We start from the raw sequence: 22,661 nt of genomic DNA, 5'->3' as shown, positions 1-22,661 counted from the left end.
AGCAATAAGGGTAAAACCCAGAGATCGAAAGGGAGGTAGGCCCCTTGCTAGATGTAAATAATTTTGAGTATATGAAGATTGGTCTTGCGTCACCGGACAAAATCCGTTCATGGTCATTCGGTGAGGTTAAGAAGCCAGAAACGATTAACTATCGTACATTAAAACCAGAAAAAGACGGCTTGTTTTGTGAGCGTATTTTCGGTCCGCAAAAGGACTGGGAATGTCATTGCGGCAAATACAAACGCGTCCGTTACAAAGGGGTAGTCTGTGACCGGTGTGGCGTTGAGGTAACCCGCGCGAAGGTTCGCCGTGAGCGCATGGGTCATATTGAGCTTGCTGCACCCGTATCTCATATTTGGTATTTCAAAGGGATTCCAAGCCGGATGGGACTTGTCCTTGACATGTCCCCCCGGGCGCTTGAAGAAGTCATCTACTTTGCCTCTTACGTGGTGACGGAAACTGGCGATACAGCTCTTGAAAAGAAACAGCTCCTTTCCGAAAAAGAATACCGGGCATATCGCGATAAATACGGTAACAAATTCCAGGCATCAATGGGTGCTGAAGCGATTAAAAAGCTTCTCTCTGACATTGATTTGGATAAAGATGTCGAAACGCTCAAAGAAGAGTTAAGAACAGCCCAGGGTCAGCGCCGTACTCGTGCGATTAAACGCCTCGAAGTACTGGAAGCTTTCCGTGGTTCAGGAAATGAACCGTCATGGATGATTTTAGACGTTCTTCCGGTCATTCCGCCTGAGCTTCGCCCAATGGTTCAATTGGATGGAGGCCGTTTTGCGACTTCAGACTTAAACGACCTTTACCGACGTGTAATCAATCGTAACAACCGCCTGAAGCGCTTGTTGGATTTAGGCGCTCCAAGCATCATTGTTCAAAATGAAAAGCGGATGCTCCAGGAAGCGGTTGATGCACTTATTGACAACGGCCGCCGTGGCCGTCCGGTAACAGGACCTGGCAACCGTCCGTTAAAATCGCTCTCCCACATGCTCAAGGGTAAGCAGGGACGATTCCGCCAAAACCTTCTAGGGAAACGTGTTGACTATTCTGGCCGTTCTGTAATCGTCGTAGGCCCGAATTTGAAGATGTACCAATGCGGATTGCCGAAGGAAATGGCTCTTGAACTATTTAAACCGTTTGTGATGAAAGAGCTTGTTGAAAAAGGTTTAGCGCATAACATCAAATCAGCTAAGCGCAAAATCGAAAGAGTGTCACCGGAAATCTGGGATGTTCTTGAAGAAGTCATTAAAGAGCACCCTGTATTGCTTAACCGGGCCCCAACTCTTCATAGGCTCGGCATCCAGGCGTTTGAACCGACATTGGTGGAAGGCCGTGCAATCCGTCTCCATCCGCTTGTATGCACGGCATACAATGCCGACTTTGACGGTGACCAAATGGCCGTTCACGTTCCATTGTCTGCAGAAGCACAAGCAGAAGCAAGACTTCTCATGCTCGCTGCTCAAAACATCCTGAACCCTAAAGACGGTAAGCCGGTTGTTACTCCATCACAGGATATGGTATTAGGGAACTACTACCTGACGGTGGAGCGCGCAGGTGCTGTCGGGGAAGGCATGATTTTTAAAGATACAAACGAAGCGCTGATTGCTTACCAGAACGGCTATGTCCATTTGCACACAAGAGTTGCGGTTCATGCCGGATCATTAAACAATCAGACATTTACAGAAGAACAAAACAAAAAGCTGATGGTTACAACTGTCGGAAAGCTGATCTTCAATGAGATTTTGCCTTCCACATTCCCGTATATCAATGAGCCTACTAAGCAAAATCTTGAGGAGAAAACTCCAGAAAGATATTTCGTAGATCAGGGATCTGACGTTAAATCAGTCATTAGCGGGATGCCGCTTGTCGATCCGTTTAAAAAGAAAATCCTTGGGAACATCATTGCCGAAGTGTTTAAACGTTTCAAAATCACAGAAACGTCGAAAATGCTTGACCGCATGAAAGACCTTGGATTCAGGTACTCTACGAGAGCCGGGATCACGGTTGGTGTGGCTGATATCGTTGTATTAAAAGAAAAGCAGGAAATCATTCAAGAAGCTCAAGGCAAGGTTGATAATGTCTTAAAGCAGTTCAGACGCGGTCTCATTACAGAAGATGAGCGCTATGACCGGGTTATCTCAATCTGGAGTGCTGCGAAAGATACAATTCAAGCGAAGCTGATGAAATCTCTTGATAAAACGAATCCGATCTTTATGATGAGTGATTCAGGTGCCCGTGGTAACGCGTCTAACTTTACACAGTTAGCCGGTATGCGCGGTCTGATGGCCAACCCGGCCGGCCGGATTATCGAGTTGCCGATCAAATCCAGCTTCCGTGAAGGCTTAACAGTACTCGAGTACTTTATTTCTACACACGGTGCCCGTAAAGGTCTTGCGGATACAGCCCTTAAAACAGCTGACTCAGGTTACTTGACCCGTCGTCTTGTCGACGTTGCCCAGGATGTAATTGTTCGTGAGGATGATTGCGGAACGGACCGGGGCTTGTTAATCAGAGCGCTTAAAGACGGCACAGAAGTCATCGAATCTCTTGAGGAACGTTTAATTGGCCGTCATGCAAGAACTGCGATCAGGCATCCTGAGACGAATGATGTGATTGTTGAAGCTAACGGCTTAATTACCGAAGATATTGCTGCAGAGATCGTTGCAGCCAATATTGAAGAAGTCAATATCCGCTCTGCCTTCACATGTAACACCCGCCATGGCGTATGTAAAAAATGTTACGGCCGCAACCTCGCAACCGGACAAGAGGTTGAAGTCGGCGAAGCAGTTGGCATCATTGCTGCTCAATCAATCGGTGAACCTGGTACCCAGTTAACGATGCGTACTTTCCATACAGGCGGAGTTGCCGGTGACGATATTACGCAGGGTCTGCCTCGTATCCAGGAGCTGTTTGAAGCGCGGAATCCGAAAGGGCAAGCGGTGATCTCAGAACTTGAGGGAACGGTTGTCGGAATTAACGAAGGAAAAGACCGCCAGCATGAGATCGTCATTCAAGGTGAAGTGGAGTCCCGTACGTACCATGCTCCGTACACTGCCCGCCTAAAGGTGGCCGTGAACGATCGCGTCGAGCGCGGACAGGAGCTTACGGAAGGTTCTATTGACCCGAAAGAATTACTCAGAGTCCGAGATGTCAGAGCTGTTCAGGAATACTTGCTTCGTGAAGTGCAAAAGGTATACCGGATGCAAGGTGTTGAAATTGGCGATAAGCACATTGAAGTTATGGTCCGCCAGATGCTTCGGAAAGTGCGCGTCATCGACGCAGGAGAAACGGATGTTCTTCCAGGAACGCTTCTGGAGATCCATCAGTTTACCGATGCCAATGAAAAAGCGCTTCTGTCCGGAAAACTTCCGGCAACAGGAAGACCGGTATTGCTCGGAATCACGAAAGCATCGCTTGAAACAGACTCGTTCTTATCTGCTGCTTCCTTCCAGGAAACAACAAGAGTTCTTACCGATGCTGCGATCAAAGGCAAGCGCGATGAACTTCTTGGCCTGAAAGAGAACGTGATTATCGGGAAGCTTGTTCCAGCCGGAACCGGTATGCAGCGTTATCGAAAAGCGGAACCGCTTCTTAAAGAAGATACGCTTGAAGATGCTGTAACGGTTGAGTAAGAGAGTTTAATCAATAAGCGGTACTTGTATGGTCGAACACACCGCAAGTACCGCTTTTATTTCTAAAAAATGAATTGCGATATAACTGGTTAAAAAAAGCTTTTACAATGTTGACATCCTTATACCAAAATGTTAATATAGCAAAGGTGCTCCTATTTACCTGGTGCTTTGGAGGATATGATGAATGTCTTATGAAAAAGTAATTCAGGCTAAGAAAATTATCGTAGGAACAAAGCAGACGGTTAAGGCGCTTCAATCCGGTAAAGCCATTGAACTGATTGTTGCTGACGATGCTGACCCGAGGGTAATAGCAAAGATCAAGCAAACAGCGAGGGAAATGGAGATACCGATTGCCCATGTATGTTCCATGAAGAAGCTTGGCAAGGCATGTGGTATTGAAGTGGGTGCCTCAGCGGTCGCAATTATCGCTTAAAAACTGTTTTTGCAGGATGATAACTTGCAAGAACTTTGTTTTTTGTTTTAAAATGAACCACCTGGATGTGTGGGCTTAAATGTAGAAATGAAGGGAGGAAAATATCAATGCCTACAATTAATCAATTAGTGCGCAAGCCTCGTCAATCTAAAGAGGAAAAGTCAAAATCTCCTGCGCTTAATAAAGGATACAACAGCTTCAGGAAAGCACAAACAAATGTATCTTCACCACAAAAACGCGGGGTTTGTACTCGTGTTGGTACAATGACACCGAAAAAGCCGAACTCAGCATTGCGTAAATATGCGCGTGTTCGTTTAACCAACGGTATCGAGGTGACTGCTTACATCCCTGGTATCGGGCATAACCTGCAAGAGCACAGTGTTGTATTAATCCGTGGCGGACGTGTTAAAGACCTGCCTGGTGTGCGTTATCACATCGTTCGTGGCGCACTTGACACTGCCGGAGTAAACAATCGTATGCAAGGTCGTTCTAAATACGGAACAAAGAAACCTAAAGCTGCAAAAAAATAATCCAGTAAAATCAAGCTTTTTTGAAAGGAGGAACATCCATGCCCCGTAAAGGACCTGTAGCAAAAAGAGACGTATTACCGGATCCGATTTACAACTCAAAGCTTGTATCCCGTCTTATCAATAAGATGATGGTTGACGGCAAGAGAGGTAAGTCACAAGCAATTCTTTACTCTGCATTTGATATTATTCAAGAACGTTCAGGCAAAGAGCCGATGGAAGTTTTTGAACAAGCACTGAAAAACATCATGCCAGTTCTTGAAGTTAAAGCTCGCCGTGTAGGTGGTTCTAACTACCAAGTACCAGTTGAGGTGCGTCCAGAGCGCCGCACAACTCTTGGTCTTCGCTGGTTGGTAAACTACTCTCGCCTTCGTGGAGAAAAAACGATGGAAGAGCGGTTGGCAAACGAAATTCTCGATGCTGCCAACAACACTGGTGCATCTGTGAAGAAGCGTGAAGATACACACAAGATGGCTGAAGCAAACAAAGCATTTGCTCACTATCGCTGGTAAATTGACTGCAATCTATTTAAATCAATCATACCTAGGAAGGAGAAAGACACCCAATGGCAAGAGAGTTCTCCTTGGAAAATACACGTAATATCGGCATCATGGCTCACATTGATGCCGGTAAAACAACAACAACTGAGCGCGTGCTTTATTACACTGGCCGTATCCATAAGATCGGTGAAACTCATGAAGGTGCGTCTCAAATGGACTGGATGGAGCAAGAGCAGGAGCGCGGAATTACAATCACTTCTGCTGCTACAACTGCTCAATGGAAAGGCCATCGCGTAAACATTATCGATACACCGGGACACGTAGACTTTACAGTCGAAGTTGAACGTTCCCTCCGTGTACTTGATGGTGCGGTAGCTGTTCTTGATGCCCAGTCCGGTGTAGAACCGCAAACAGAAACTGTTTGGCGCCAGGCTACAACATACGGAGTTCCACGTGTTGTGTTCGTTAACAAAATGGACAAAATCGGTGCGGACTTCCTGTATTCTTTGAAAACTTTGCATGACCGTTTGCAGGCAAATGCAGCTGCCATTCAATTGCCAATCGGTGCAGAAGATGCATTCGAAGGCATCATTGACTTAGTTGAAATGAAAGCTACATTCTACGGCAACGATCTCGGCACAGAAATCGAAGAGCGTGAAATCCCTGCAGAATACATGGATCAAGCTGAAGAGTACCGCGAAAAATTAATTGAAGCGGTAGCTGAACTTGATGAAGACTTAATGGAGAAATACCTTGGCGGAGAGGAAATCTCCAACGAAGAGCTGAAAGCAGCCATTCGTAAAGGTACAGTAAACGTTGAGTTTTACCCGGTAATCTGTGGATCAGCTTTCAAAAACAAAGGTGTTCAAAAGATGCTTGATGCAGTAATTGACTATCTTCCTTCGCCGCTGGATGTACCGGCCATTAAAGGTACACTTCCTGATTCGGATGAAGTCGTAGAACGCCATTCAAGCGATGACGAGCCATTTGCAGCGCTTGCATTTAAAGTCATGACAGACCCTTATGTTGGAAAGCTTACATTCTTCCGTGTGTACTCTGGTACATTGAGCTCAGGTTCATATGTACAGAACTCTACTAAAGGCAAGCGTGAGCGTGTAGGACGTATCCTGCAAATGCATGCGAACAGCCGTGAAGAGATCTCACAAGTATATGCAGGGGATATCGCTGCAGCAGTTGGTCTTAAAGATACAACTACTGGTGATACTCTGTGTGACGAAAAAAATCTTGTTATTCTTGAATCTATGGAATTCCCAGAGCCTGTTATCTCGCTTTCCATTGAACCTAAATCAAAAGCGGACCAGGACAAGATGACCACAGCTCTTCAAAAATTACAAGAAGAAGACCCAACATTCAGAGCACATACAGATCAGGAGACTGGCCAGGTAATCATCGCCGGTATGGGTGAACTTCACCTTGATATCCTTGTTGACCGTATGCGCCGCGAATTCAAAGTAGAAGCCAATGTTGGTGCTCCGCAGGTTGCTTACCGCGAAACTTTCCGCAGTTCAGCACAAGTTGAAGGGAAATTCGCGCGCCAGTCTGGTGGACGCGGACAATACGGACACGTTTGGATTGAATTCTCTCCAAACGAAGAAGGAAAAGGCTTTGAATTTGAAAATGGAATCGTCGGTGGTGTTGTTCCGCGTGAATACATCCCGGCAGTTCAAGCCGGCCTTGAAGACGCGCTTGAAAGAGGTGTTCTTGCTGGCTATCCATTAGTAGATATTAAAGCAAGGTTGTTTGACGGTTCTTATCATGATGTTGACTCCAGTGAAATGGCGTTCAAGATCGCTGCTTCAATGGCGCTTAAGAACGCAGCTTCCAAATGTAACCCTGTAATCCTTGAGCCTATCATGAAGGTTGAAGTTGTCATTCCAGAGGAATACATGGGAGATATCATGGGGGATGTTACTTCTCGCCGTGGACGTGTAGAAGGTATGGAAGCACGCGGAAACGCTCAAGTTGTCCGTGCAATGGTTCCACTTTCTGAAATGTTCGGCTATGCAACATCATTGCGTTCCAATACGCAAGGACGCGGAACATTCTCAATGCACTTCGACCACTACGAAGAAGTACCAAAATCAATTTCTGAAGAAATCATCAAAAAAAATAAAGGTGAATAATTGATTTTCATCCTTTAATAAAGTATAACTACTAATGTAAGCATGGGGCCGTGAATAAGCCTGGCTTGTTCACGGTCCATAAATATACTTAATTTTAATATCCAAAGGAGGATTTTCCTAATGGCAAAAGCTAAATTCGATCGCTCAAAGCCACACGTTAACATTGGTACAATTGGTCACGTTGACCATGGTAAAACAACTTTAACTGCTGCAATCACTTCTGTTCTTGCTAAATCTGGTGGTGCAGAAGCTCGTGCATACGATCAAATCGACGCGGCTCCTGAAGAGCGTGAGCGCGGTATCACTATCTCAACTGCACACGTTGAGTACGAAACTGCAAACCGTCACTATGCACACGTTGACTGCCCAGGACACGCTGACTATGTTAAAAACATGATCACTGGTGCTGCGCAAATGGACGGCGGAATCCTTGTTGTTTCTGCTGCTGACGGCCCAATGCCACAAACTCGTGAGCACATCCTTCTTTCCCGTCAAGTAGGTGTTCCTTACCTGGTTGTTTTCATGAACAAATGTGACATGGTAGACGACGAAGAACTACTTGAATTAGTAGAAATGGAAGTTCGTGACCTTCTATCTGAATACGATTTCCCTGGTGACGATATTCCTGTAATAAAAGGTTCTGCCCTTAAAGCTCTTGAAGGAGATGCTGCTTGGGAAGAAAAAATCGTTGAACTTATGGCTGCTGTTGACGAGTACATCCCAACTCCAACTCGTGACACTGACAAGCCTTTCATGATGCCTGTTGAGGACGTTTTCTCAATCACAGGCCGTGGAACAGTTGCTACAGGACGTGTTGAGCGCGGACAAGTTAAAGTTGGTGACGTTGTTGACATCATCGGCTTAACTGAAGAGCCAAAATCAACTACTGTAACTGGTGTTGAAATGTTCCGTAAGCTTCTTGACTACGCTGAAGCTGGTGACAACATTGGTGCCCTTCTTCGTGGTGTTGCACGTGAAGAAATCCAACGCGGCCAAGTATTGGCAAAGCCAGGCTCAATCACTCCACACACTAAGTTCAAAGCTGAAGTTTACGTTTTATCAAAAGAAGAAGGTGGACGTCACACTCCATTCTTCACAAACTACCGTCCTCAGTTCTACTTCCGTACAACTGACGTAACTGGTATTTGTAATCTTCCTGAAGGCGTAGAAATGGTTATGCCTGGAGATAACATCGAAATGAACGTTGAGCTTATTGCTCCAATCGCTATCGAAGAAGGTACTAAATTCTCTATCCGTGAGGGTGGACGTACTGTAGGCGCTGGCGTTGTTGCTACAATCGTTGAGTAATGATAATTAGAAAAGCAGATGGGTGACGACCCATCTGCTTTTTTTACTGTATAGGAAATTATAAAATCAAACGCTGTGAATAACTTTGAGATTATTGCAGACTTCGTCCAGCTCCAGCGCCTAGCCCCTCGAGTCGCTTCGGTCCTGCCAATGAAGTCAAAGAACGACTTCACCGTCAGGCCCTCCAGCGCTTGTCGGGGCTGATCAAGGCGCTTGCGCTTTTGTTCCTGTTTAGAATCATAAATATGCTTATTTTAAAACATTAAAGTAGCGTGCCTCCGGGTGTGCAAACACGATGGCTGTTACAGAAGCTTCCGGCTCCATCATGAATCCGTCTGTCAGATGAATGCCGATCTCTTCTGGACGTATGAGCTTAAACAGCTTTGCTTGATCTTCCAGGTTAGGGCAGGCTGGATATCCAAAAGAGAAACGTTGCCCCTGATACTTTGCAGAAAAGCGGTCTTTCATCGTCATTTCAGTCGGATCAGGAAAACCCCAGCGGTCGCGCATTTGCCGGTGAATCAACTCTGCCAAACCTTCCGCAGTTTCTAAAGCGAGTGCTTGCAGTGCGTGACTTTCAAGGAAACGTCCTTCCTTCTTTAACTTTTCAGCTGTTTCGCGAATTCCTCTGCCGGCTGTTACCGCAAAAAAACCCACATAATCGATTTCCGGGCTTTCGGACGATTTTAAATAATCTGCTAAACAAAGATAAGGATCAGCCTCCTGTCTCGGGAAGTCAAATTCGTCCAGCACCTGGCTATGGTCCTCAGGGCTGAAAACAACAACACGGTTACCTTCGGACTTTGCCGGAAAAAATTGATAAACAGCAGAAGGCTGAATCCAATCATTGTCCACCGACTCTTGTATTAAACCATCCACCACTGCTTTTACTTTTAACGCTTTTTCATCTTGTTCCTCAAGCAGCCTGGAAATCTTTCCTTTAACCCCTAAATGGTGACCAAGCAGCATTTGTTGGTTTACATAAGGAAGAACGTAGGAAAGGGGATAGTTTTTCAATATATGCCGCTTAGTATCCTTGGGGATAAAAACCGGTGCTGGCTTAACGGTTACTTTAGGAACCGGCCTGGTTGCGGTGGCAACAGAGGCTTGAGATCGCTGATCCTCCGCTAAGGCCGACACCTTTTCCTGTTTATCAGCCAAGAATTTATCATAGCCATCAGGAGACTGCAGCTGGTTGGCGAGAGACAATCCGGTCATTGCATCTTTTGCATAAAGGACAATTCCGTCATATTCTCTCGAAATTTTTGTATCGGTAAATTTTCGCGACAAAGCAGCGCCGCCTACCAAAATTGGCACGGAAATCCCGGCTTGCCTCATATCCTGTGCAGTCAAGACCATTTGCTGGGCAGACTTAACAAGCAGGCCAGACAACCCGACGATATCGGGTTTTTCGCTCCGAATTGCTGCAACAAGATCTGTTGGTGATACTTTTATGCCAAGATCAACGACTTGGTAACCGTTATTGCTTAAAATAATCTCAACCAGGTTTTTGCCGATATCATGAACATCACCTTTAACGGTCGCCAATATAATTTTACCTTTCGAAGAAGAAACGGAGTCTTTTTCCATAAAAGGTTCAAGGAAAGCAACAGATGCTTTCATCACTTCGGCGCTTTGGAGGACTTCTGCAACGATTAATTGATTATCGTTAAAAAGGCGGCCGACTTCCTTCATTCCATCCATTAAAGGGCCGTTAATGATATCAAGAGGTGACGGATAATTACTGAGGGCTTTTTCCAAATCAGGAAGCAGCCCTTCTTTCGTTCCCTCAACAATGTAATAGGATAGTCGTTCCGCTAAACTCATTGCGGGTATATTGCTTTTTGATTCCTTCTTTTTACCGCGGTAGAACTCAGTGAATTCGGCTAAAGATTTGTCATCAGTGTTGAATAAAAGTGCTTCTGCCAACTCCACTTCCTGCTTTGGAATCGACGGGAATCTCTCCAGTTTTTCCGTGTTGACAAGCGCGTAATCAAGCCCTGCCTGTGTACAATGGTAGAGAAAAACGGAATTTAAGATTTCCCTGCCGACAGGAGGAAGGCCAAACGATACATTGCTGATCCCCAAAATGGTCTGTGTGTCCGGAAACTGCTCTTTTATTAAGCGGATCCCATCAACCGTAGCCTTGGCCGAACCGATATATTGTTCATCTCCCGTACCGACAGGAAATACGAGTGGGTCAAAAATGATATCCTCCGGGCGAATCCTGTATTTACCAACAAGCAGGTCATAGGAGCGCTTCGCGATTTCGAGCTTGCGTTCGGCTGTTACGCCCATTCCTTTTTCGTCAATCGTGCCGACCACTACTGCCGCTCCATATTTATGGATGAGCGGACAGATCGCTGCAAAACGTTCCTCACCGTCTTCAAGATTAATCGAATTAATAATCGCTTTCCCCTGGGAGTAGGTTAACGCCTTTTCGATTATTTTTTCATCGGTTGAATCGATTACTAACGGAACCTTTACCTTTTTAACAGCTTCGATAATAAATTGTTCCATATCGAACAGTTCATCCCGGTCCGGGTCGGCAAGGCATATATCAATAACATGGGCGCCTCCCTTGACCTGGGCTCTGGCAATTTCAGCAGCTTCTTCATATTTGCCTTCGCTGATTAACCGTTTGAATTTCCGGGAGCCAATCACATTGGAACGTTCACCGACCATAATTGGACGCAGTGACGGGTCATCATAGATTAATGGTTCAATTCCGGAAACCTTATGGACGTGGTTTTCTTTTATAGTTCTTGGTTTAATATCCTTCATCACAGCAGCAATCGCTCTTATATGGTCGGGTGTTGTCCCGCAGCAGCCACCGACTATGTTCAGCCAGCCTTGCTCTGCAAAACCGGCGAGCTTCTTTGCAAGCGTTTCAGGCGTTTCATGATATTGCCCTTCTTCGTCAGGCAAACCGGCATTCGGGTAACAGCTGACGGCAGTTGAAGCCAGGTTGGAAAGGGACCTGATATGATCCTGCATAAATTCCGGACCTGTCGCACAGTTCAACCCAACAGCGGCGGGTTTCATATGCTCGACTGAAATATAAAATGCCTCAATTGTCTGGCCGGCGAGGGTCGTTCCCATTGGCTCAATTGTACCGGATACCATGAGCGGAAGAGTTGTGCCGGTTTTTGCAAATGCTCTTTCAATGCCGATGTATCCTGCCTTCACATTGAGAAGGTCCTGGCTTGTTTCAAGGAGCAGAAGATCCACACCGCCATCAATTAAACCAATTGCTTGTTCTTCGTATGTTTCAATTAATGCAGCAAACGTTGTTCCGCCGGTGACGCTTAACGTTTTTGTTGTCGGTCCCATTGATCCGGCAACATAACGAGGCCGGCCTGGTGCAGAAGCCCTGTCTGCGGCCTTTTTGGCAATTTGCGCGGCGGCTTTGTTAATTTCATAGGCTCTATGGCCAAGTTGATATTCATCGAGGACCAAGCTTGTTGCGCCAAATGTATTTGTTTCAATAATATCGGCTCCTGCCTCCAGGTATTGTTCATGGATTTGTTCAATCACATCGGGGACGGTTAAATTTAAATACTCATTGCAGCCGTCATACTGTTCACCGCCAAAGTCTTCTGCACTGAGGCCAGCTCGTTGCAGCATCGTGCCCATTGCCCCATCCATAATCAGGATTCGTTCTTTGAGTAGATCAGAGAATTTTGGTTTGGTCATGGTGATTCCCCCCTGTTAAGACGTTGTCATAGCGCCGGGCATAATTCGTTAATTCCACAGTCAGTTCATACCGCAAAAATGGCGTAATTAAATAAATGCCATTAAATAAATCGAGCGCAGCGTCAATTAAAGATTTTGAAATCTCAAGCCCCTCCCGGCAGGCTTCAGCAGGATCATCTTTAAAACGGGCCATTCTCTCCCTGATGCTTTCCGATATTTTGATACCCGGCACTTCGTTATGCAGGTATTCAGCATTTTTACTGCTGATCAGGGGCATGACGCCAATATAAATCGGTGCTTCAATATGTGTAGTTGCTTCATGGATTTCGATCATTTTTTCTTCAGAAAAAACGGGCTGTGAAATAAAATAATCGGCTCCGCAGTCGATTTTCTTTTCAAGGCGTTTAACGGCTTTATCCAAAGAACGAACATGGGGATTAAAAGCACCGCCAACGGAAAAAGTTGTTTTTTGTCCAAGTTCCTTTCCGGAAATGGATAGCCCTTCATTTAACTGCTTAATCATTTGGATCAATTCAAACGATGACATATCGTATACCGACGATGCACCGGGAAAATCACCGACCCGGGCCGGGTCTCCGGTAACGGCTAACACATCGTGCAAACCGAGTGTGTGAAGGCCCATAAGATGAGACTGGAGCCCGATAATATTGCGGTCGCGGCATGTAATGTGAATGAGCGGCCTCAGGCCCAGTTTCGATTTGACGAGATGCCCCAATGCTTCATTCGCAATTCTTGGAGTAGCAAGCGAATTATCAGCCAGTGTGATGGCGTCGATCCCGGCATCCTGAAGGGCCTTTGCTCCCTCAAAAAATTTCCCTGTATTCAGCTTCCGCGGCGGATCCAGCTCGACGATGACCGAACGTCTTTGTTTGACGACCTGATCGAGGGGAGGTTCCGCTCTTTTTACTGTAGCTGTTTCGACGATGATCTTCTTATCTTTTAGTTTAACGATTTTGTTTGTTACAGGGGCTTTATCTTTCAGTTCCGCAGCAAAAGCGCGGATATGTTCCGGCGTTGTGCCGCAGCAGCCGCCGAGCAGCCTGACTCCCTGTTCCCGGAAAGGTTGTGCCGATTTTCTGAAATATTCTGCATCACCTTCATAGTGAAATTTGCCATCGACATAGGCAGGAAGACTGGCGTTTGGATACGCGGAAAGATAGGCATGCTTTGGCAGCGGCACCTGCTCGAGCGTCAACAGCATATGATGCGGGCCGAGGCGGCAGTTAAGGCCGATAATATCGGCACCTGTTTGCTCCAATTTTGCAAAAGCTTCATCGATTGGCGTCCGATCCTGAAGTATTCCCGTTTCTTGCAGGGATACCTGGGCAATGATCGGAAGCGCAGTTTCTTTCCTGGCAATCGCCAAAACGGTTTCAAGCTCTTTTAGATCATAATACGTCTCAAGGAGCAGGCCGTCTACCCCCGCCAAAAGAAGACAGTATAATTGTTCACGAAAACTCCTTTTTATTTCTTCAATCGAAATCGAATGGGGTTTTATCCCGCGGTTCCCGCCGATTGTTCCGAGCACGTATGCATTGTCTTGGGCCGCATTCCTGGCGATCTTGACAGCGGCGCTGTTAATCTCTTTTACTGAATCCTCCAGTCCATATCGCTGCAGCTTCAAATAGTTAGCTGCATACGTATTCGTTTGGATAAGGTCGGCACCGGCATTGATATACGCTTTGTGAATATTCAGGATCTGCTCCGGCTCGGAAAGATTCAGTTCTTCAAAACAGCAGTCGGTACCGTAAGAGTACAAAAGCGTACCCATCGCTCCGTCTGCTATCAATATTTGATTTTCCATTTTTTTAAGAAAGCTCATAGTTGTACTCCTTGGTGAGCGACAAATTGCCTCGTTGTCTCCAACGCAGCAGAAAAGTCGTTAATAATATCTTCAGCATTTTCGAGACCAACCGATAAGCGCAGCAGGCTATCGCTGATCCCGCGTTTTTGCCTTTCCTCAACCGGCATCGAAGCATGGGACATCTTTGCCGGATAGGATAAAATGGATTCGACTGCACCGAGACTAACCGCAAAAACGGGAATTTCCACATGCGAAACAAAATGGTAAAGCGCCTCCCTGCCGCCGGCTAAATCAAATGAGAGAATTGCCCCTGCTCCACCCGCCTGCCTCTGTTGGAGATCATACTGCGGATGGTCTTCAAAGCCCGGGAAGTAAACTTTATGAACGGCAGGATGTGTTCTTAAAAAGCAGGCAATTTGGTGCGCACTTTTCAAGGATTGTTCCAGCCTGACATGAAGCGTTTTTAACCCTCTCAATACGAGCCAGGAATCCTGGACACCAAGGACGGCACCAAGCGTATTTTGCAGAAAATAAAGTCTTTCGGCCAAGTCCTCATCCTTGACGACAGCGAGCCCAGCCACAACATCACTATGGCCCGATAAAAATTTTGTAGCACTGTGCAGGACGACGTCGGCTCCCAATAACAAAGGTTTCTGCAGAGCCGGGGTCAGGAACGTATTGTCGACAAATGTTAAGGCATCGTTCTCTTTTGCCAGCCCACTGACCGCTCTGATATCTGTAACTTTTAAGAGGGGATTGGACGGTGTTTCAACATAGAAAACCCTTGTATTTGGCTGTACGGCTTCCCGGACTGCGTGAAGATCTGTCATATCGGCAAACGTATACTCAATCCCCATTCGCGATAGAACTTGTGTTACCATCCGGTATGTTCCTCCGTATACATCCTCGGAAATCACGACATGGTCACCAGAGGACAAAAGAAGAAAGGCTGTCGAGATCGCTGCCATTCCGGATGAAAAGGCAAAGCCCCTTGTGCCTTCCTCGAGCTCGGCGATTGCCTGCTCAAGAGCTTCACGTGTCGGGTTGGAACTGCGGCTGTAATCGTATTTGCCGAAGCTTTCAATATCGAATTGATGAAAGGTAGAGGCATGGTGAATCGGAACACTTACAGCACCGGTGGCCGGATCAGTTTTCTGGCGATTATGCAGCAGCCTTGTTTCAAAATGTATTTCCCTGTTCACTTTCATAAGGCAGCCTCCTCCACGATGGAACTGAATGCTTGCGCAAGGTCTTCAATCAAATCATCCGCATTTTCAATGCCGACGGAAAATCTTAATAAACGGTTGCATACCCCGGTTTCAATTCTGATTTCTTCCGGGATATCCGCATGTGTTTGGGTGGCAGGATAAGTAATAAAGCTTTCGACACCGCCAAGGCTTTCAGCAAATGTGATCAGGGATAATTTTTTCAAAAAAGGATTCACCCATTTTTCATCCTTGATTCTAAAAGAAATCATCCCGCCTCTCCCCGGGTAAAGGACATCTGTTACACTTTCATGGCTTGAAAGGTACTGCACAAGTTTCTTTGCGTTTTTCTCGTGTTTTTCAATCCGGAGCGCCAATGTTTTCATGCCGCGGATTAACAGCCATGAATCAAAAGGACTGAGAACTGCGCCCGCTGCATTATGGTGGAATGCAAGAGATTCACACAAGCCGTCACCTTTGGCGACAATCAACCCGGCCAGCACATCATTATGGCCGCCAAGGTACTTGGTTGCGCTATGTATGACAATGTCAGCGCCGAGAAGAAGGGGCTGCTGGAGAATGGGTGTATAAAATGTGTTATCAACAATCAGCAATAATCCGTGTTTTTTGGCCAGGTCTGAAATAGAAGCAATATCTGTTTGCTCCATAAGGGGATTGGTTGGGGTTTCAACAAAAATGGCTTTCGTTTGCGGAGTTATTTTTCGATCCAACTCCTCGAGACAGCTCGTGTTGAGATATTGACACGTTAATCCCCACTTCCTGAAACCGTGTTCAAGCAATCGATATGTGCCTCCATATAAATCTTTGCTGACAATCCATTCATCGCCTGATTGAAACAATGATAGCAATGTCGCAATCGCTGCCATGCCCGAACTGCAGGCAAAACCCTGGTCGCCGTGCTCAAGGTCTGCGATCGCTTTTTCAAGGAGCTCGCGTGTCGGGTTGCCTGTTCGGATATAGTCATAGCCGGATGATTGGCCGATCCCTTCATGCATGTATGCCGTAGAGAAGTATACAGGCGGGTTTACCGATCCAGTAATATCACTCCTGTTGCCGATTTGGGCCAGCTTCGTATCTAATTTGTACATTGCCATCACTCCTTTAAAAAATAAAAAAAGCCTTCAAGAAGAAGACTTTATATGTTGGCGCAGCCGTTCTTCTCATCTTTCAAGTCCATAAAAAACTTGCAGGATTTAGCACCTTTTCAATGCTTAAAGGCATTGATGGTTGCTGAGGCGTCTTCGGGCCGGTCCCTCAACCTCTCTCGATAAGAAATCATTTTATTGAATTGACTAAAATTTACAACATTCAATTACTTGTGTCAACCATTTTTTTAAAATTAAGAAAATATTTTTACTTTAAAAACGGGTTAGCATTAAGAACTAACTATTCCGAGCGGCTAAAATTTCAAAACCCGGTCCGGATTCGAAAAAAAAAATTAAGTTGTATATAATCATGATATGTACGCATTTGGAAAAGGACACTTTAAAATTAACGATTGACAAATAACTGGCATCCTATTAATATAAATATAACCCATCGGAATTATAGGATTTAAGTTTTTTTAGCGCTTTGCCCGATGCGCCTGGACTAAATTCCTATTTTTCATTTCAGTACTTTAAAGTATTGACATGGAATTCCTTTGTGTTAAAATCTAGAAAAAATAAACTTATCCAGAGCGGCGGAGGGAATTGGCCCGATGAAGTCCGGCAACCTGCTGAATAAGCAAGGTGCTAAATCCAACAAAATGTGAAAACCATTTTGGAAGATAAGGTAAACATATTCTTACCTGATGAGTCTTTCCGAAGTGGAAAGGTTTTTTTATTTAGAAGGAGGGGCTTGTTTGGGAAAGAAAGTGAATCAGTTCGATGAAATTTCTTTGCGCTTGCAGGAAATCCTGGCGGGAATGAAGTACGGTTCGATCACGCTGGTCGTTCAGGACGGCGTAGTTGTTCAAATCGAAAAAAATGAAAAACTGAGAATTAAATAATCTTGCTGACTAGATAAACTAGAGGCAGTTTTAACCGTTACCGGTTAGAGCTGCCTCTTTTTTCGGAATTGGAGGGATTGATTTGGCGCAATTCATTACGTATCAAGATTTTGATACGTTTTCACCACTGGACTTTTCATACGATAACGAGACAAAAGGAGCATTGGACGTTCTGAAGTGGGCGTATTCGCATTATGGAGAGGAAAACCTTGTTTATGCATGCAGTTTTGGGATTGAAGGGATTGTCTTGATCGACTTGATCTACAAGGTGCATGAAAAAGCGAGAATTGTTTTTCTCGATACAGATCTTCATTTCGCGGAGACTTATCAATTAATTGATCAAATTAAAGAGAAGTATCCACGATTAGTCATTGAACTGAAAAAACCTGATCTATCTCTGGAAGAACAGGCGCAAAGTTATGGGGATGAACTATGGAAGAGTGACCCGAATAAATGCTGTGAGCTTCGAAAAGTGATTCCGCTTAACAGCGTGCTTTCAGGAACAGCGGCCTGGCTGTCAGGCTTAAGGAGAGAACAATCAGAAACAAGGAAACATATGCAATTTATTAATAAGGACCACCGCTTTCAATCAGTGAAGATTTGCCCGCTTATCCATTGGACGTGGAAGGATATTTGGCGTTACGCCCACAAAAACAATTTGCCGTATAACATCCTCCATGATCATGGCTACCCAAGCATCGGCTGCAAGACGTGTACGGCGCCTGTTTTCAATAGCGGGGACTTGAGATCAGGCCGGTGGACCGGACAGAATAAAATTGAATGCGGACTTCATCAATAAGAGGTAATCAATATGATCCTAGCTTATATAACTTGTATCGTCGCCTTGTTTTTTGCGATGAATATTGGAGCGAGCGGGGCAGCGGCTTCGATTAGCATTGCATACGGGTCGGGGGCTATTCCAAGCAGGAGAAAGGCATTGTTCTTGTGCGGAATCGCTATTTTTGCCGGTGCTGCCCTGGGCGGGAGTGAAGTAGTCAAAACGATAGGCACAGACATTATCCCGCAGTCGCTGCTGACCGTAAAAGCGGTTTTGATCATCCTTTCCTCAGCCGCCTTATCTTTATTTATTGCCAACCTGATGGGGATCCCGCTCTCAACCAGTGAAATTACCGTTGGATCAGTTGTCGGAGTCGGAATTGCCTATCAGGCTTTGTACATCCATAATATTTTGGTCATCGTCAGCTTTTGGATTATCGTACCTGCTGCCGGGTTTACGATCGCGCTTCTGCTCGGCAAGCTCATAAAAAAGCTGGAGAAGCAATACCCGGGATTGAAAAACGAAAAGATGCAAAAAACGCTTGCTGTGTTTGTGATCATTGTCGGATTCTTTGAAGCTTTTTCAGCCGGCATGAACAATGTTGCCAATGCGGTTGGCCCTCTGGTCGGTGCGGGAATTGTGCCGATTCATACAGGCATTCTGATTGGAGGCTTGTTTATCGCCCTGGGTGCAATATGGATGGGCGGGGGGGTTTTGCAAACAAACGGGAAGAAGATTACCAACTTTTCGTTGTTGGAAGGAGGCGCGATTTCAGGAACCGGGGCGTTCCTGGTGATCCTTGCTTCCATTTACGGGCTGCCCGTTCCGCTGACACAGGTAACCAGCACGGCTATTATCGGAATCGGCGCATCGCATAATGGATTGGGCATTTTGAAGAAGAAAATTATCAACAAAATTCTTAAAGTATGGATCGTTTCGCCGATCGTCTCGCTGGTGATCTCATACAGCTTTGTGAAGATGTTTGTCGAAAGCGACCTATATTCCGTGATTGTTTTATTCAGTGTTTGCGCTGCAACGCTTGGAACGCTCAGTTTGGCGAAAACAATAAGAGAAGACAACAGGATCATTTACGAAAAAGGTGGAGGCATTTAGACAAAAAACCCATTTTTCTTATAAGGATACTTGATTTCAAATAGGAACAGGAGGAAATAAACATGACTTTAAGCCTTCCGCACGGGGGAACATTAATCAACCGCTGGAATCCTTCGTTTGTTTATGAAAAAATTGACAAACAGATTGAACTGGATGGAATCGCATTAAGTGATCTTGAATTGATTGGCACAGGCGCCTACAGTCCGTTAGACGGGTTTATGAGAAAGGAGGATTACGAGTCCGTTTTACATAGAATGCGCCTGGCGGATGGTACGGTGTGGAGCATTCCGATTACGCTGCCGGTCACCGATCAAGAAGCAATCACGCTTTCAATTGGCGATGAAGTGCGGCTGGTAAGCAAGGATGTGACATATGGAGTTATTACGATCTCCGATATCTTTCATCCGGATAAGCTGGCGGAAGCGCAATCTGTTTACCGGACCCGGGAGCTTAAGCATCCAGGAGTCAACAAACTTTTACAAAGAGGCGATGTATATGTTGGCGGGCAGATTACCCTTGTAAAACGGGTCAAGCGGACAGATTTTCAGTCATTCTATTTGGATCCGGAACAAACGAGAAACATATTTGCGGATAAGGGCTGGAAAACCGTCGTTGGATTTCAAACGAGGAATCCCGTCCACAGAGCCCACGAATATATCCAAAAAACGGCACTCGAAACGGTTGATGGACTATTTTTAAATCCGCTTGTTGGTGAAACAAAATCGGATGATATTCCCGCTGATGTCAGAATGAAAAGCTATCAAATTTTACTTGAAAACTATTATCCGCTCGAGCGCGTGTTTCTCGCTGTATTTCCAGCAGCGATGCGCTATGCGGGGCCGCGCGAAGCGGTGTTCCACGCTATCGTTCGGAAAAATTATGGCTGTACCCATTTTATCGTCGGACGGGATCACGCCGGGGTTGGCGATTATTATGGAACCTATGATGCACAGAAGATTTTCAGCGAGTTTAAGCCGGAAGAACTCGGGATTACCCTGTTATTTTTTGAGCACAGCTTTTATTGCTCTAAATGCGAAAATATGGCGTCAGCGAAAACATGCCCGCACTCAAGCGCGGACCATGTCATCCTTTCGGGAACAAAGGTCAGAGAGCTGCTGCGAAATGGCGAAACCCCTCCAAGTACCTTCAGCCGCAAAGAAGTGGTCGAGGTGTTAATTGAAGGATTACAGGAAAATGCAGTGAGAGCATAACAGGATCGGGGAGGATTATTTTTGAGTAAAAGTTCACATATCACCTGGCATGATTTATCACTTTCGAAACAGTTAAGAAGAAGACAAAACGGCCATCACAGTTTTGTGATCTGGTTTACCGGTCTGTCGGGATCTGGAAAATCGACTGTTGCCAATGAGGTCGCGAAAAGGCTTTTTGACCAGCAAATCAATAATTATGTATTGGATGGCGACAACATCCGTCATGGATTAAACAAGGATCTGGGTTTTAGCGACTTTGACCGAAAAGAAAATATCAGAAGGATCGGAGAAGTTTCCAAGCTGTTTATTGATAGCGGCCAGGTCATTTTAACGGCGTTTATTTCCCCTTTTCTCGAGGACAGGCAGCTTGTCAGGAGCCTTCTCGAAGAGGATGAGTTTATTGAAGTTTATATTAAATGCCCGCTTGAAGAATGTGAAAGGCGCGATCCAAAAGGCCTTTACCAAAAAGCGAGAAATGGCCTGATCCGGGATTTTACCGGGATAACCTCTCCTTATGAGGAGCCGGTTGAGCCTGAGATCACAATTGAGACAGACCTTTATACAGTCGAAGAAAGTGTTGAACAGGTCATTGATTATCTTAGATTAAAAAATTTTATATAAACAGGGGGAATTGAAATGGCTTATGAAAAGTTCTGGGCGGGCAATCCTGCAATCAACAAGACTGAAATAAAGAAGCTCGAAAAAGACGGCTTAAAGATTTTTGATGATATCCCTTATTATGCCAAGCATGGTTTCGCCTCGATCCCGAAAGAAGAATGGGATATGTTCAAATGGGCTGGATTATACTTGCAGCGCCCTAAGGAAGACGGATACTTTATGATGCGGGTTTGCGTTCCGTCAGGAATCCTCACCTATGAACAGGCTGTGACACTCGCTAATATTGCGAAGGATTACGGGCGGGGGGTCTATGATGTGACGACAAGGCAAGCGATCCAGTTTCACTGGCTGACGATCGAACAATTGCCCGACATCTTCGCCAGGCTTGCGAAAGTAGGGCTGTCCAGTGCAGGCGCTTGCGGGGATATTACGAGAAATATTGTCGGCAACCCGCTGACAGGAATCGATCCAAATGAATTATTTGATACGAGCGGTATCGTAAAGGAAGTTTACGAATTCTTTCAGTTTAATGAGGACTTTTCAAATTTGCCAAGGAAATACAAGCTGTCGATCAGCTCGAATGTACACAATGCTTCAAATGCGGAAATTAACTGTTTGTCTTTTGTACCGGCATATAAAGAATTAAATGGGGAACGGGTTGCCGGTTTTCACGTGAAGGTGGGCGGAGGCTTATCGTCTGTTCCCTATCTGGCTGAAACGCTTGATGTATTTGTTACTCCGGAACGGACACTTGAAGTTGCAGTCGCAATCACAACGATATTCCGCGATTACGGTTACCGTGAAAAACGCCACCGCGCCCGGCTCAAGTTCCTTGTTGCCGATTGGCGGCCGGAAAAATTCAAGGAAAAGCTGCTTCAACTGACCGGGCCGCTTCCTGAAAAAGGGGAAGACGCAGCGAAAGGCTGGAATGCCGGTTACTTTTACGGAATTCATCAACAAAAGCAGCCGGGCCTTAATTATGTCGGCATAAACATACCTGTAGGCCGCTTGACTCCGGAAGACGTTTTAGAATTAGCGCGAATTTCGAAAAAATACGGAAATGGCGAAATCAGAAATTGCAACTCACAAAATGTCATCATTCCGAATATACCCGATCAACATGTCGAAGCACTTCAAAGCGAGGAAATTTTTAAAAAGTTCCCGATTGCTCCAAGCAAATTTATCGGCTATGCCGTTTCCTGTACCGGCATAGAATATTGCAATCTTGCCCTTGTTGAAACGAAGGAGAGAATGAGAAGAATTGCTGAACATTTGGATCAGCAAGTGGAGCTTGATGTCCCGGTCAGGATTCATATGGTCGGATGCCCAAATTCCTGCGGACAGCGGCAAATTGCCGAGATCGGGCTTCAGGGCATCAAAATGAAGAACAAGGATAAGGTGATGGTTGAAGCCTTTGAAATCTATGTCGGTGGCACGCTTGAAAACGGCGGCAAATTAAACGAGAAATTAAAAGGAAAAGTGGAAGCAAATCAGCTTGAGTTTGTTCTAAAAGAGATTTTGCTCTATTTTAAAGACACAAAAATCGCAGGTGAATCGTTTTTCGATTATGTTGAACGAGTTGGAACGGAGCCATTGCAGGAGCGCTTAAACACGATCATTGACAGTGTAGCTGTATAAAGGAAGAAAG

General features: G+C 45.5%; 16 protein-coding genes and 2 riboswitches. Of the genes, 12 read left to right on the top strand and 4 right to left on the bottom strand.

The features are described from left to right. Positions 1 to 44: 44 nt before the first annotated feature. The 6 genes from rpoC to tuf all read left to right on the top strand — a co-directional run bounded on the left by rpoC (position 45) and on the right by tuf (position 8,556). Positions 45 to 3,644 carry a DNA-directed RNA polymerase subunit beta' gene (gene rpoC / locus CU633_RS08370; protein WP_101659334.1) on the top strand — a complete coding sequence of 1,200 codons (3,600 nt, stop codon included), beginning with the start codon at positions 45 to 47 and terminating at the stop codon, positions 3,642 to 3,644. A gap of 184 nt (positions 3,645 to 3,828) precedes the next feature. After that, positions 3,829 to 4,077 (top strand): 50S ribosomal protein L7ae-like protein, encoded by a 249-nt coding sequence (locus CU633_RS08365; protein ID WP_101659333.1) that lies wholly within the window; start codon positions 3,829 to 3,831, stop codon positions 4,075 to 4,077. 107 nt (positions 4,078 to 4,184) lie between these two features. Continuing rightward, a complete protein-coding gene (gene rpsL, locus CU633_RS08360; protein WP_101659331.1) occupies positions 4,185 to 4,607 on the top strand; it encodes a 30S ribosomal protein S12 in 423 nt (140 codons plus the stop codon). 38 nt (positions 4,608 to 4,645) lie between these two features. Further along, positions 4,646 to 5,116: a 30S ribosomal protein S7 gene (gene rpsG / locus CU633_RS08355; RefSeq protein ID WP_101659329.1), complete on the top strand. Its 471-nt coding sequence runs from the start codon at positions 4,646 to 4,648 to the stop codon at positions 5,114 to 5,116. 53 nt (positions 5,117 to 5,169) lie between these two features. Then, complete coding sequence (gene fusA / locus CU633_RS08350; protein WP_101659327.1) at positions 5,170 to 7,248, top strand: elongation factor G; 2,079 nt, start codon at positions 5,170 to 5,172, stop codon at positions 7,246 to 7,248. Between the two features lie 120 nt (positions 7,249 to 7,368). Next, complete coding sequence (gene tuf, locus CU633_RS08345; protein ID WP_101659315.1) at positions 7,369 to 8,556, top strand: elongation factor Tu; 1,188 nt, start codon at positions 7,369 to 7,371, stop codon at positions 8,554 to 8,556. Positions 8,557 to 8,805: 249 nt separating this feature from the next. Here the strand turns inward: tuf and metH are convergent, their stop codons facing one another. The 4 genes from metH to CU633_RS08325 are packed head-to-tail and all read right to left on the bottom strand — an operon-like array spanning position 8,806 to position 16,391. After that, entirely contained in the window at positions 8,806 to 12,252 is a 3,447-nt protein-coding gene (metH, locus tag CU633_RS08340) for a methionine synthase (RefSeq protein WP_101659313.1), read from the bottom strand. Then, positions 12,230 to 14,095, bottom strand: a complete 1,866-nt coding sequence (locus CU633_RS08335) for a bifunctional homocysteine S-methyltransferase/methylenetetrahydrofolate reductase (protein ID WP_101659302.1) — start codon at positions 14,093 to 14,095, stop codon at positions 12,230 to 12,232. The genes metH and CU633_RS08335 overlap by 23 nt, the downstream gene beginning before the upstream one ends. Next, complete coding sequence (metC, locus tag CU633_RS08330) at positions 14,092 to 15,285, bottom strand: cystathionine beta-lyase (protein ID WP_101659301.1); 1,194 nt, start codon at positions 15,283 to 15,285, stop codon at positions 14,092 to 14,094. Before metC ends, CU633_RS08335 begins: the two co-directional genes overlap by 4 nt. Continuing rightward, positions 15,282 to 16,391: a methionine biosynthesis PLP-dependent protein gene (locus tag CU633_RS08325; RefSeq protein ID WP_101659299.1), complete on the bottom strand. Its 1,110-nt coding sequence runs from the start codon at positions 16,389 to 16,391 to the stop codon at positions 15,282 to 15,284. Before CU633_RS08325 ends, metC begins: the two co-directional genes overlap by 4 nt. A gap of 69 nt (positions 16,392 to 16,460) precedes the next feature. Then, positions 16,461 to 16,577, bottom strand: a riboswitch (SAM riboswitch). Between the two features lie 392 nt (positions 16,578 to 16,969). Next, a riboswitch (SAM riboswitch) is annotated at positions 16,970 to 17,078 on the top strand. Between the two features lie 98 nt (positions 17,079 to 17,176). Between CU633_RS08325 and CU633_RS08320 the strand changes: the two genes are divergently transcribed. The 6 genes from CU633_RS08320 (at position 17,177) to CU633_RS08295 (ending at position 22,651) form a co-directional block, all read left to right on the top strand. After that, on the top strand, positions 17,177 to 17,293 hold the full coding sequence (locus CU633_RS08320) for a YezD family protein (RefSeq protein WP_374703357.1): 117 nt from the start codon (positions 17,177 to 17,179) through the stop codon (positions 17,291 to 17,293). A 94-nt stretch (positions 17,294 to 17,387) separates the two neighbouring features. After that, entirely contained in the window at positions 17,388 to 18,092 is a 705-nt protein-coding gene (locus CU633_RS08315) for a phosphoadenylyl-sulfate reductase (protein ID WP_257958570.1), read from the top strand. Positions 18,093 to 18,104: 12 nt separating this feature from the next. Beyond that, entirely contained in the window at positions 18,105 to 19,184 is a 1,080-nt protein-coding gene (locus CU633_RS08310; protein WP_101659293.1) for an inorganic phosphate transporter, read from the top strand. Positions 19,185 to 19,246: 62 nt separating this feature from the next. Continuing rightward, positions 19,247 to 20,395, top strand: a complete 1,149-nt coding sequence (gene sat, locus CU633_RS08305; RefSeq protein ID WP_101659291.1) for a sulfate adenylyltransferase — start codon at positions 19,247 to 19,249, stop codon at positions 20,393 to 20,395. A 21-nt stretch (positions 20,396 to 20,416) separates the two neighbouring features. Further along, positions 20,417 to 21,016: an adenylyl-sulfate kinase gene (cysC, locus tag CU633_RS08300; RefSeq protein WP_101659289.1), complete on the top strand. Its 600-nt coding sequence runs from the start codon at positions 20,417 to 20,419 to the stop codon at positions 21,014 to 21,016. A gap of 15 nt (positions 21,017 to 21,031) precedes the next feature. Next, positions 21,032 to 22,651 carry a nitrite/sulfite reductase gene (locus tag CU633_RS08295; RefSeq protein WP_101659288.1) on the top strand — a complete coding sequence of 540 codons (1,620 nt, stop codon included), beginning with the start codon at positions 21,032 to 21,034 and terminating at the stop codon, positions 22,649 to 22,651. The last annotated feature ends 10 nt before the right edge of the window (positions 22,652 to 22,661 follow it).

This window comes from Bacillus sp. V3-13, assembly GCF_002860165.1.
In the GTDB taxonomy this organism is placed as follows: Bacteria; Bacillota; Bacilli; order Bacillales; family Cytobacillaceae; genus Bacillus_BJ.
The sequence above is the reverse complement of the archived record's forward strand: the minus strand, read 5'-3'. Positions and strand labels throughout refer to the sequence as shown.

Excerpts from the sequence above, each read along its gene's own strand:
- CU633_RS08365 (WP_101659333.1), top strand. The coding sequence starts at position 3,829 with ATGTCTTATGAAAAAGTAATTCAGGCTAAGAAAATTATCGTAGGAACA.
- rpsL (WP_101659331.1), top strand. The coding sequence starts at position 4,185 with ATGCCTACAATTAATCAATTAGTGCGCAAGCCTCGTCAATCTAAAGAG.
- rpsG (WP_101659329.1), top strand. The coding sequence starts at position 4,646 with ATGCCCCGTAAAGGACCTGTAGCAAAAAGAGACGTATTACCGGATCCG.
- fusA (WP_101659327.1), top strand. The coding sequence starts at position 5,170 with ATGGCAAGAGAGTTCTCCTTGGAAAATACACGTAATATCGGCATCATG.
- tuf (WP_101659315.1), top strand. The coding sequence starts at position 7,369 with ATGGCAAAAGCTAAATTCGATCGCTCAAAGCCACACGTTAACATTGGT.
- metH (WP_101659313.1), bottom strand. The coding sequence starts at position 12,252 with ATGACCAAACCAAAATTCTCTGATCTACTCAAAGAACGAATCCTGATT.
- CU633_RS08335 (WP_101659302.1), bottom strand. The coding sequence starts at position 14,095 with ATGAGCTTTCTTAAAAAAATGGAAAATCAAATATTGATAGCAGACGGA.
- metC (WP_101659301.1), bottom strand. The coding sequence starts at position 15,285 with ATGAAAGTGAACAGGGAAATACATTTTGAAACAAGGCTGCTGCATAAT.
- CU633_RS08325 (WP_101659299.1), bottom strand. The coding sequence starts at position 16,391 with ATGTACAAATTAGATACGAAGCTGGCCCAAATCGGCAACAGGAGTGAT.
- CU633_RS08310 (WP_101659293.1), top strand. The coding sequence starts at position 18,105 with ATGATCCTAGCTTATATAACTTGTATCGTCGCCTTGTTTTTTGCGATG.
- sat (WP_101659291.1), top strand. The coding sequence starts at position 19,247 with ATGACTTTAAGCCTTCCGCACGGGGGAACATTAATCAACCGCTGGAAT.
- CU633_RS08295 (WP_101659288.1), top strand. The coding sequence starts at position 21,032 with ATGGCTTATGAAAAGTTCTGGGCGGGCAATCCTGCAATCAACAAGACT.